10 protein-coding genes and 1 tRNA gene are annotated in these 10,655 nt (G+C 72.5%); 3 read left to right on the top strand and 8 right to left on the bottom strand.

All coding sequences use genetic code 11. From position 1 onward, the window contains the following. The first annotated feature begins 84 nt into the window (after positions 1 to 84). The 3 genes from ACIP4X_RS28565 to ACIP4X_RS28555 all read left to right on the top strand — a co-directional run bounded on the left by ACIP4X_RS28565 (position 85) and on the right by ACIP4X_RS28555 (position 1,193). Positions 85 to 169, top strand: a tRNA-Leu gene (locus ACIP4X_RS28565). A 212-nt stretch (positions 170 to 381) separates the two neighbouring features. Then, the gene (locus tag ACIP4X_RS28560) at positions 382 to 711 is read left to right on the top strand and encodes a plasmid mobilization protein (RefSeq protein ID WP_358730129.1); all 330 of its coding nucleotides are present in this window, start codon (positions 382 to 384) and stop codon (positions 709 to 711) included. Then, complete coding sequence (locus ACIP4X_RS28555; protein WP_401351257.1) at positions 708 to 1,193, top strand: hypothetical protein; 486 nt, start codon at positions 708 to 710, stop codon at positions 1,191 to 1,193. The genes ACIP4X_RS28560 and ACIP4X_RS28555 overlap by 4 nt, the downstream gene beginning before the upstream one ends. 465 nt (positions 1,194 to 1,658) lie before the next feature. On the opposite strand, the gene ACIP4X_RS28550 is transcribed toward ACIP4X_RS28555, so the two are convergent. From ACIP4X_RS28550 to ACIP4X_RS28515, 8 genes are all read right to left on the bottom strand, one after another. Continuing rightward, positions 1,659 to 1,907, bottom strand: coding sequence for a helicase-related protein (locus ACIP4X_RS28550; protein WP_391454943.1), 249 nt, complete (start codon positions 1,905 to 1,907; stop codon positions 1,659 to 1,661). Between the two features lie 131 nt (positions 1,908 to 2,038). Beyond that, on the bottom strand, positions 2,039 to 3,745 hold the full coding sequence (locus tag ACIP4X_RS28545; protein WP_401351255.1) for a PucR family transcriptional regulator: 1,707 nt from the start codon (positions 3,743 to 3,745) through the stop codon (positions 2,039 to 2,041). A gap of 26 nt (positions 3,746 to 3,771) precedes the next feature. Then, positions 3,772 to 4,947 carry a M20 family metallopeptidase gene (locus ACIP4X_RS28540; RefSeq protein WP_358730133.1) on the bottom strand — a complete coding sequence of 392 codons (1,176 nt, stop codon included), beginning with the start codon at positions 4,945 to 4,947 and terminating at the stop codon, positions 3,772 to 3,774. A 159-nt stretch (positions 4,948 to 5,106) separates the two neighbouring features. Beyond that, positions 5,107 to 5,877 carry an SDR family oxidoreductase gene (locus ACIP4X_RS28535; protein WP_358730134.1) on the bottom strand — a complete coding sequence of 257 codons (771 nt, stop codon included), beginning with the start codon at positions 5,875 to 5,877 and terminating at the stop codon, positions 5,107 to 5,109. Continuing rightward, positions 5,874 to 6,914, bottom strand: coding sequence for an alpha-ketoacid dehydrogenase subunit beta (locus ACIP4X_RS28530; protein WP_358730135.1), 1,041 nt, complete (start codon positions 6,912 to 6,914; stop codon positions 5,874 to 5,876). Before ACIP4X_RS28530 ends, ACIP4X_RS28535 begins: the two co-directional genes overlap by 4 nt. Then, a complete protein-coding gene (locus ACIP4X_RS28525; protein ID WP_391454939.1) occupies positions 6,911 to 7,879 on the bottom strand; it encodes a thiamine pyrophosphate-dependent enzyme in 969 nt (322 codons plus the stop codon). The genes ACIP4X_RS28530 and ACIP4X_RS28525 overlap by 4 nt, the downstream gene beginning before the upstream one ends. Positions 7,880 to 7,925: 46 nt before the next feature. Further along, complete coding sequence (locus ACIP4X_RS28520) at positions 7,926 to 8,804, bottom strand: gamma-glutamylcyclotransferase (protein ID WP_358730137.1); 879 nt, start codon at positions 8,802 to 8,804, stop codon at positions 7,926 to 7,928. Between the two features lie 36 nt (positions 8,805 to 8,840). Then, entirely contained in the window at positions 8,841 to 10,625 is a 1,785-nt protein-coding gene (locus tag ACIP4X_RS28515) for a gamma-glutamyltransferase family protein (RefSeq protein WP_401351252.1), read from the bottom strand. Positions 10,626 to 10,655: the final 30 nt, after the last annotated feature.

Raw genomic sequence — 10,655 nt, 5'->3', positions numbered from 1 at the left:
ACGCAGGTGAAACGCACTCCGAAAGCTTGGTATTGTTGTCCATGTCGCCGCGGGGAACACCCCCGGCCAGGCGGCAGACACCTGGTCCGGGTGGCGGAATGGCAGACGCGCTAGCTTGAGGTGCTAGTGCCCTTTATCGGGCGTGGGGGTTCAAGTCCCCCCTCGGACACTCTCTGTAACGAGAAGCGAGGACCACGACCTTACGGTCGCGGTCCTCGTCGTGCATTGGTGGGTGATGGCGATCTTTGGGGTCCCGTCGGCTGAGGCCTCGGACGACTATTGGGGCTCCAGTGCGCCGCCGCGAAGGAAGAGGAGGCGGGCCCGGGGCCTCCTCCGGCCATCGCACTCGCACAGCCGTCATACGCGTATTACGATGTCCTCGTGGCTAAGACGCGTATCAGTATCAGCTTGGAGCAGGACCAGGCCGAACGCATCAGGCAGCATGCGGAACGGGCTGGCATGGACGTCTCGGCGTACCTGGTGCATGCGGCAACGCGCCAGATGGCCGAGAGCGATGCCATAGAGGAACAGTTCGCCGAGGTGGACGCGCTCATCGCCCGGGCGGAGCGGGCCGCGGACGGGCTGCCCGTCGAGGCCGCCCCGGAACCGGCCGCGGAACTGACGGAGCAGGAACGCCGCGAGGTCGAGGAGGCTCTGGGCCTCGTTCGGGGCCGGGACCGACAGGGCCGCCGTCCGGGACACGCCGCGTGAGCGCACGAGTACCGGTCTACGACACCGGCATGCTCATCGCCCTCGCCGACCGCAAGGCGAAGGCAGTGGCTCTCCATGAGGGACTGCGCACGGTCCCGCACCGGGCGCTGGTGCTCGGACCGGTCCTCGCCCAGGTGTGGCGCCCCCAGCCGGCGCTTGTGCATGCCCTGTCCGGGGTACTGAAGGACTGCACGGTCCCCCAGGCCCGTACGTCCGAGCCGCCCCTGCGCGAGACGAGGGCGGGCCGTCCGGAGTGTCTGGCCTGTGTGACGGGCCCGGACCTCGTGGACTGGCGGCGCGTCGGCACCGCTCTGGGCCGGGCGGCCCTGCCGGCGAAGAAGCGGCCGGACGCGGTGGACGCCTGGGTGGCCCTGGCAGCGGCCCGCCACGGCAGCGCGGTGATCTTCACCACCGACCCCGCTGACATCCAGGCCTACCTGACGGTCCTCGCACCTTCGGACGTGCACGTGGTCGCCGTCTGACGACCGACGCTCACGCGCGCCCGTTCTGTGCACCGCATCAGGGACACGACGTTTGCCGAGGACGTATCTCAACTCCCTGTCGGTCACTCATCGGGTTCAGCGGGTAGGAGAGCGCCCAACTCGGGTGTCCCATAGGTCAGGAAGACCAGACTGCTGTCGCTGCCGGCATCCCGGATCTCGCGGTCGAATGTGACGGGAACTCAAGCCGTGGGCGACTGACCCGAGTAGCACTCGACGGACGTCACGCCATCGGAACGTTCGAAGGACACGCGGGCGTCGTCACGCGGAACGAAGAGGCTGTAGACCCCGGGGCGTCCGCGATCTGGGGTGAGCCGGCGGCCTGAGAGAAGATTGTTCGTGAGCTTATGGGCAAGGCCTGACGGAGTGATGTCTCCCGTCAGGTCCGGCGGTGCTTTCATGGTGATGTCATCGTCGGGGGCGCCGAGGTCGTCGGTGCCTACGGGCTCATTGCGGATTCCAGGGCATGTCGTAGTTGATCAGGCGGCCCGAAGTCTGCAGGTTGAGGCCCTCGCTCATCGAGTCGGTGCCGATCAAGACCTCCATGTCGCCGTTGCGGAATCGGGTCTTGATCTCGGCCTTGGTGACTGGGCTCCACTTCCCTGCCAGGGGATCGTAGATCTCGCCGCCCCGGCCGGAGTAGCAGCCGAGCCGGGTATGGCCGGCGGCCAGGAGGCGCTCGCGGACGTAGTCCATGGTGTCGGCGTACTGAGCAGCGGCCTGGACCGGGCGGTCGGGAAGCAGGCGCGGGTCCAGGAACTCGGCGATGTTGGACGGCCGGGCGCCCTTGGCGAGGTGGCAGACGGTGGTCGCGCTGCGGCGCGGGTTCAGTCGCGGATGGCGTCCAGGGCCATCAGGGCCACCTCCAGTGAGACGCAGACGTCCTCGGAGTCCAGGTCGACGTCGAGGATGCGGCCGATGCGGGTGAGGCTCTCGTACATCCAGGCGCGTGAGACATGGGCCGCCTCGGCCGCGGCGGTCTTGTTCCGGCCGGATTCCAGGTAGGCGTGCAGCAGCGGCACCAGCGACGTGCCGTTCTTCTCGTCGTACACCAGCAGGGGCCGCAGCTCGCGTTCCGCGAAGGTCTGCAGTCGCGCGTCGTCGCGCAGGAGCTGGAGGAGGCCGCGCAACCGCAGATCCGGGAGGCGGTAGTACAGCCGCCGGTCCGGGAGGCGGGTCGCGGCGTCGGCGACCTGGAGCGTGCTCAGGAGGGCGCGCCGTACCTCGGAGACGGAGGAGACGTAGTCGCCCACGGCCATGATGTAACGATTCTGCGGTATGCCTTGGTGGACCCGGGCCGCGAGCCGTTCGATCGTCGTCGTGGGGTCCTCGCGGGGCCCGAGGGAGACCAGTACGCCGATCACGGTCTCCTCGACCGGGCCGACCAGCGCCAGCAGCCCGAGCTCGCGGACCGCGTCGGTGGCCACCTGTGCGGTGGTGCGCAGGACGGACTGCCGGTCGAACGCGTTGCCGGGCAGGGTCGCGCGGGTGCGCAGGACCATCGGAAGGAGCCGGCGGCCGTCGAGCGGCACACCGATGGCCCGCGCCTCCAGGGCGATCTCCGCGCTCGTCCGCTGGGGCGACAGCAGTCCGGACAGCAGGGTGCGGTGCGTATGCAGGGCCAGGGTCTCCTGGTCGCGGGCGACCAGCCGGCCCAGGGCGAGCGTGGAGGCGGCCCGCTCGATGAGCATCGTCAGCCGGGGCGAGACGGCCGGCACCGACATCAGGACGAGCCGGCCCCAGTCCTCGCCGCGTGCGCCCACGGTGCTGACCAGCCAGCCGCTGTGCTGGTCGTGGGCGGTGCGGGTGGCGACCTGGACGCTGCGGGACCGGGCCTCCCACTGGCTGAGCACCTCCTGCGCGGGGAGTCCGGCGGTGTTGAAGGCGAGCACCTGGTGGGAGAGGTTCTCCAGGACGGCCGGGCGGCCGGACATCCGGGCCGCCTGCCGCAGCACGTCACCCGGTCCGGCCCCCTCCACCGCGAGTTCGTTGAACGTCTGGTGGATGCGTTCGGACGCCTGCAACTCCTCGATCCGGTTCTCGAGGATCCTGCGGTGCACATCCTCGGTGATCTCCACGAACCGGGTGGTGCGCAGCAGGACGACCAGCGGCAGGCCCCGCCGCTCGGCGGCGGCCCGCATCTCCTCGGGCAGCGCGTCGTGGAACCGCGGCCCGAGGCCCACCACCACCCCGGCGGCTCCGACGTCGGCGAGGTCGTCGATGAAGCGGGCCAGGGACGAGTCGCCGGAGGGCAGCGCGATACCGGTCGTGAGGATCAGTTCACCACCGCGCAGCATCGGCGCGATCGTCGGCAGCTCGCTGACATGCACCCAGCGCACGGGTGCGGTCAGTCCGTCCGCACCCGCCACGACCTCGGGCCGTCCCTCCCGCAGCGAGGGGAACTCCAGCACCTGGGCCAGGGTGGGCAGCCCCCCGGAAGTGGGGAGGCAGCCGCCCGGACCGCCGTCGGCCCCGCCGTCAGGGCTTCCCTGGGGCTCGGCGCGGTGGTGTGCTTCCTCTCCTGTGTCGGCCATGCCCCTGGCACCCCTTCTCGGTGTTCTTATCCCGGGTTGTTCCGCCAATTGTCCACGAGGGTCCAGAGCACCCGGGCGCCGAGGTCCAGGTCGGCGAGCGGGACGTACTCGTCGGCGGTGTGGGCCTGGTCGGTGGCGCCCGGTCCGAAGACGGTGCACGAGGTGCTGCCGGTGAGCGCCGCCACCATGGAGGCGTCGGTGTACGCCTCGTGCCCGTCGGCCCCTCCGACCGGCACCGGGTGTCCGGTGTGCTCCCGGTAGGCGGCTCTGATGCCCCGCACGATCCGTGAGTCGTCGGCGGCGCGGACCGGCGGGCGTTCGGCGCCGAGCGGATCGATCTCGTACCGGGCTCCCGGGTGCTCCTCGGTCACGGCCGCGGCGACCCGCTCGACCAGCTCCACGGCGTGCGCGGGAGTCATCGGGGGGACGATCCGGATGTCCAGACCGGCTTCGCACACCGGGGGGACGACATTCGTCGCGACCCCGCCGTGCACGGTGCCGCAGGTGAAGCGCGGCCGGCCGAGCAGGGGATCCTCGTAGGGCAGCGCGGCGAACACCGTCTTCAGCCGGTCCACGATCTTGGCCATCAGGTGGTTGGCGTCGATGCCGAGGTTCGCCCGGCCCGCGTGCGCCATCCGGCCGTGTACACGCAGGGTCAGCCAGCGCAGGCCCATCTGGGCGATCCGCAGCCGCATCCCGGTCGGCTCCAGGGCGAGTACCTGGTCGTCGGGGCGCAGCAGACCGCTCTCGACCAGGCGGTGCGCACCGGCCATGTCCGGGGCCTCCTCGTCCACGGTCGCCACCAGGAGGACGTCCCCGGCGGGCGGACGGCCGCTCGCGGTGAGCGCGTCGAGGAGGTTGATCGACAGCGCCAGACCCGCCTTCATGTCGCAGGCTCCGCGCCCGTACAGGCGGCCGTCGGCCACGGCCCCGCCGAGCGGCGGGAAGGTCCAGCCCTCTCCCACGGGCACGGTGTCCATGTGGCTGAGCAGCACGAGCCGGGGGGCGGACCCCTCGCCGGGCACGCGGGCCACGACGTTGTCGCGGCCCTCCGCCACCGGCATGCGCTCGGTGGCCACGCCCGCGTCGGAGAGCCGGTTGCCGACCCACTCGGCGCACTTGCCTTCGAGCGGTCCGGGGTTCTGGCTGTCGATCCCGATCAGGGTGCGGGTGTCGCTGAGGACGACGTCCGGAGAGATCATCGCGTTCTCCTTGGTTCGGTGCGGCGGGCGCCGAGGACCGGTGGCCGGTCGGCGGCCTGGTGTCGGGTGGGCGCGGGACGCTGAGCCGCGGGGGTGTGGGGGCCGGTGTCCGGCGGACGACCGGCCCGGTGGGTCACGGGCCGGCTGGGCCGGAGGGGGTCAGCCGGCCGGGGGCGGGCCGTCGACGACGAGGGTCTGGCCGCTGATCCCGGAGCTGTCGGCCGACACGAGCCAGGCGCAGGTCCGCGCCACCTCCGCCGGGTCGATCAGACGGCGGAACGCCGAGGCGTCCGCGAACCGGGCCAGGACTTCGGCCTCGGTCGTGTCCTCGCGCTCCGCCACCTGTGCGGCCAGCCGCCGCAGCATGGGGCTGTCCACGTTGCCGGGACAGACCGCGTTCGCCCGTCCGCCGTGCGCGGCGATCTCCGCCGCGAAGGACTGGACGAAGCCGATCAGGCCGAACTTCGACGCGCAGTACACCGCCCCGCCCGCCTCACCGCGCAGACCCGCGGTGGAGGAGAGGAACACCGCGCCGAACGGGCGCGGGTCCGCGGCCAGCGAGCGCGCCACGGCCTGCCCGGTGCGGAACGCCCCGCGCAGGTTGACCTCCATCAGCCGGTCGTACTGCGACCAGTCGGTGGTCGCCACCGGGCCCGTGTAGTTGACGCCCGCGGCGTACACGAGCCCGTCAAGACGCTCGCCGTCGCCTGCGGCGTCCCGCAGCATCCGCTCGACCGATCCCTGGTCGGTCACGTCGACCGGTCCGGCCCGGTGGCCGGAGCCGGGCAGGTCCGTCAGGGCGCCCGACGGATCGACGGTGTCCACCGCCCACACCGTGTGGCCGCGTCGCGCGACCGCCTCGCACACCGCGCGGCCCAGCGCGCCGGCGGCGCCGACGACGGCCACCACGGACCCCGGCTGCCCGGTCACGACGCCCTCCCCATGTCCCGTACGGCCTGGGCGATCGAGGCCCGGCGCGGGACGACGGCCTGTTCGAGACTCAGCGCGGCGGGCACGGGCACGTCGGGTGTGCCGTGCCGGGCGACCTGGCTCAGCGCCCGCGTCCCCAGCCGTTCGACCACCCCGGTGACGACCTCGCCGCTGAGCCCGAACCCCAGGTAGTCCTCGTCCACGACCAGGAGCCGCCCGGTCCGTGCCACCGAGGCGCACACCGTGTCCAGGTCGAGCGGGACGACGCTGCGCAGGTCGATCACCTCGACGTCGACGCCCTCGCGGGCCAGTTCCTCCGCGGCGTGCAGGCTCTCGCCCACGGTGGCGCTGATGGTGACGAGTGTCAGATCGGAGCCGGGACGGACCACCGAGGCCTGGCCGAGCGGCACCGTGTAGGACTCCTTGGGCACCTGCGCACCGTGGGTGAAGGTGCCCGCCTTCTGCAGCAGCAGGCCCTTGTGCTCGATGAACACCACCGGGTCGTCGCTGCGCACCGCCGCGGCCATCAGGCCCTTGCTGTCGTACGGCGAGGACGGCGCGACCACCTGGAGTCCGGGCAGGTGCGCGAAGGTGCCCCACAGGCACTGCGAGTGCTGCGCGGCCGAGCCGATGCAGCCGCCCGCGGTCTTGATCACCATGGGCATGCCCACCCGGCCGCCGGTCATGTACCGGATCTTCGCCGCCGCGTTGTACACCTGTTCGAGGCAGACGCCGATGAAGTCCACGAACATGATCTCGACCACCGGCCGGTAGCCCTCCATGGCCAGACCCACGGCCGCGCCGGTGAACGCCATCTCGGAGATCGGGGTGTCCCGCACCCGGTCCCGGCCGAACGCCTTCTGCAATCCGCGGGTGCTGCCGAAGACGCCGCCCTGCAGGCCGACGTCCTCCCCGAACACCACGACGCGGTCGTCGCGCTCCATCTCCAGGCGCAGCGACTCCGCGACGCACTGGGAGACATTGATGTTCCGTACGTCGGTGCCGGCTCGGGCCGGCCCCCCGGTCGTGGTGGTCATGCGCTCGGGCCTTTCGCGAAGACGTGGTCACGGGCAGTGGCGGGGTCGGGCATCGGGTCGGCGCGCACCGCGGCGAGGGCGGCGGCGATCTCGGCGGTCACCGCCGCCTCCGCCGCGTCGAGTTGAGCCTCGGTCGCCGCGCCGCGTTCGAGGATCCGCGCCCGGGTCAGGGGCAGCGGATCGTGCTCCTGGCGGCGGCGGTCCTTCTCACCGGCGGGCCGGTACAGGTCGAGATCGCCCTCGAAGTGGCCGCGGAACCGGTAGCAGGTGGCCTCAAGGACGGCGGGCCCGTTCCCCGCCCGCGCGTGCGCGACCGCCTCGGCGAAGGCCTCCGCGACGGCCTCGACGTCCAGGCCGTCCACCCGTTTCCCCCACGCCCCGTACGCGGCGGCCCGCTCGGCCAGCGTGGCGGTGGACGTCGACTCGGTGAACGGTACGGAGATCGCCCACTCGTTGTTCTCGATGAGAACCACCAGCGGCAGGTTCCAGGCACCGGCCATGTTGAGGCTCTCGTGGAAGCCGCCGGTGTTGGCGCCGCCGTCACCGGTCACGCCGACCGCCACCGAGTCCCGCCCCTCCATCCGCGCGGCCCAGGCGTGTCCGAGCGCGACCGGCAGCGTCGCACCGACGATGCCCGTGGTGGAGAAGCGGCGCTCCAGGTCGAACAGATGCATATGGCCGCCGTGGCCACCGCACAGCCCGGTCGCCCGCTCGTAGATCTCCGCCAGCATCGGCCTCGCCGGAACTCCCTTGGCCAGTCCGTGCAGATGGCTGCGGTGCGTGCTGACCAGCGCGTCGTCGTCCCGGAGTGTGCCGATGAGTCCCGCAGCCACGGCCTCCTGCCCGATCCCGGTGTGGAGTTCGCCGTGGATCTCCCGGGTGGGCACGCCTTCCAGGCACGCCTCCTCGAAGCGGCGCATGCGCACCATCTCGGTGTAGCGGGCCACAAGGGTGGGTCCGTCCATGCTCTTCACTCCTCATTCCTGGTCGGGCTCGTGGGGCTCGTCGGCGCTAGTGGTCCGGGCACGGCTGCTCCTCCAGTTCGACGACGGTGCGCGAGGGCGTCCAGCAGTAGGCGGCCCGGCCCTCGGCGAACTCGGTGACCTGCCCGATCAGCTCCCCGCCCGCCTCGGCGAGCCCGTCGAGCGCGGCGTCGAGGTCGTCCACCAGGTGGGCCGTGTGGGCGACGCCGGGCCACACCGGCAGCCGGGGGTCGGTGCCCGCGGGCACATCCCGGAAGGACAGCAGCTCAAGACGCGCCCCGCTCACCGGGGACACGCACTGGACCAGGTCGCAGCCGAGGCCCGGGATGCCGAGCAGACCGCTGATCAGATCCGTCATGCCGAGGGCCTCGAAGGCCACTTCGAAGCCCAGCACCCGCCGGTGGAAGTCGACCGCCGCGCCCAGGTCCGGTACGACCACACCACTGTGGTGCCAGGCCCAGGTCCCGGCCGTGCCCGCGTGGGCCGGCCGGGGACGGGCCGCGGTGTAGGCCCGCCAGCCCCCGTACGCGGAGATGTCCAGATGGTGTCCCTCGGCCAGTTCCCGCGAGTACAGGATGCCGTCCAGGGTGCGGCCGTCGGTCAGTTCGACCGGTCCCCGGTGGAGGCCCGGGGGCTCCCCGGCCTCCACGCGGCGCAGTACGTCGGCCGGGACCCGGTACACCTCGCCGGCCACCGAGACGCCCCGCCCGCCGTCCTCCTCCTTCGGGTCCAGCCGGTACATCCCGGGATGCGCATCGCCGATGGAGTGCAGCCGGTAGCGGGGCACGGTGCGGGCCTCACCGAGGAATTCGGCGCCCGCGAGGTTGGGGTGCAGCGCGAGCCCGCGCATCAGGGTTCCGTTGACGAACAGGTCGGTCGTCGGTTCGGTCGTCGGTTCAGTGTTCACGGGGTTCTTCTCCCGGAGGTCGTCGGAGGGCATCGGCTAGCGGGCCATGGCGTACGCGCTGCGCCGGGGGTCGGCGCCCGCCGCGAGGACCCGGGGGCCGTCCGGGGGAGGCGGCACGAGATCGCCCACGGTCTGCACCGACCCGGCGTCGAACTCGTACGCGGGCCACGGCCGCACGTCGTGGCCCCGGGCCGTGAGGCCGTCCCGTACGGCCTGCGGGATCCGGTCCTCGACCAGCAGCAGCCCGTCGCCCGACGGGTGCGGGTGGAAGCCCCCGGGATAGCTGGAGCCGAAGACCCGTGGCGCCTCGACGGCCTGCTGGGCGGTCATCCCGAAGACCGTCTGGTTCAGATACGCCTGGAGCATCGCCTGCACGATGACGTCGCCGCCCGGGCAGCCCATCGCGGTGACCGCCGGTTCCCCGCCCGTGTCCTGGAGGGCGATCAGCGCGGCGGGTGTCACACAGGGGCGCTTGCCCGGGGCGATCACATTCGGATGCCCCGCGACCAGGCGGCTCTGCACACCGCGCGGGGAGCACAGGATGCCGAGGCCGGGAATGATCGGGGCGCCGTCGAGCGTGTCGCTGGGGGAGGTGGCGAACGCGGTGCCCTCGCCGTCCATGACCACGACCGCCGTGGTGCTGCCGAGCCGCGGCCTGCCGTCGGGCAGCGTCGGCAGGTTGGGCAGCGCCCGGTCTCCGATTCTGGCCCGCAGTTCGTCGAGATGGCCGGGGGCGAGCAGTGCCCGCGGGTCCGCCGGGGTGTGCCGGGGGTCCCCGAAGGTCCGCTCGCGTTCGGAGAAGGCGAGCTTGAGGGCCTCGGTGACCAGGTGCAGGTACTCCTCGCCGTTGTGCCCGTCGGCCGGGAGGCCGCAGCGGTCCAGAACGCCCAGCGCCTGGGCGACGATCAGGCCCTGGCTCCAGGTCGGGGTGACGTGCACGGTGCGGTCCCCGAAACGCACGGACGGCGCGACGGCGACCTCCGCGGAGAACCCGGCGAGGTCCTCCGTCTCCAGGAACCCGCCGGCCGCCCGTACGAACTCGGCGATCCGGACGGCCGGTTCGCCCCGGTAGAACGCGTCGTGCGCGGCCGTCAGCCCGCCGCGCCGGTCCGCCCCGGCCCGCAGCGCCGCACCCTCGGCGTCGGCCAGCGAACGCAGCAGCGCGGCGAGGTCCTGCTGGACCAGCCGTTCGCCCGGCCGGGGAGTCCGTCCCAGCGGGCAGTACACCTGACGGCTGGACTCCCAGGCCGCGAACCCCCGGCCCATCACGGCCAGACTGCTCGCGGTGCGCACATCGACGGGGAAGCCCTCTTCGGCAAGGGCGATCGCGGGAGCGGCGGCCTCCGCGAAGCCGATCGTGCCGAAGTCGCGCAGCGCCGTGATCCAGCCGGAGGGCGCACCGGGCACGATCGACGGGGCCCCGCCCAGCGGGAGCGCCCCGCCGTGCCGGGCGAGCATCGCGTCAAGGGTCGCCTCCCGGCCCCACACCCCGACCCCCGCGACGCTGTGCACCGTGTCCGACCCGGCCGGGCGGATCAGGATGGGGGCGATACCGCCGAAGTTCGCCATGTCGACCTGGACCACGTTGGAGGCGAGCCCGGCCGCGACGCCGGCGTCCACCGCGTTGCCGCCACGGCCCAGCACCTCCGCCGCGACCTGGCTCACCAGGGGATGCCCCCCGACGACCGCCCAGCGTTCACCGAGCAGTGTGGGGCGCATCGACTCGGGGCCGGGGAAGGCGCCGGGCACGATGCCGCCGCCCATGCCCGCGCCCTGCTCCCCGCCTGCGCCCACGGGTTCGAATCCCTGTGCGATGGTCATCGCGTTCTCCTTTCGTGCTGTCTCGTGGTC

The organism is Streptomyces sp. NPDC088817, from assembly GCF_044750345.1.
In the GTDB taxonomy this organism is placed as follows: Bacteria; Actinomycetota; Actinomycetes; order Streptomycetales; family Streptomycetaceae; genus Streptomyces.
The sequence above is the reverse complement of the archived record's forward strand: the minus strand, read 5'-3'. Positions and strand labels throughout refer to the sequence as shown.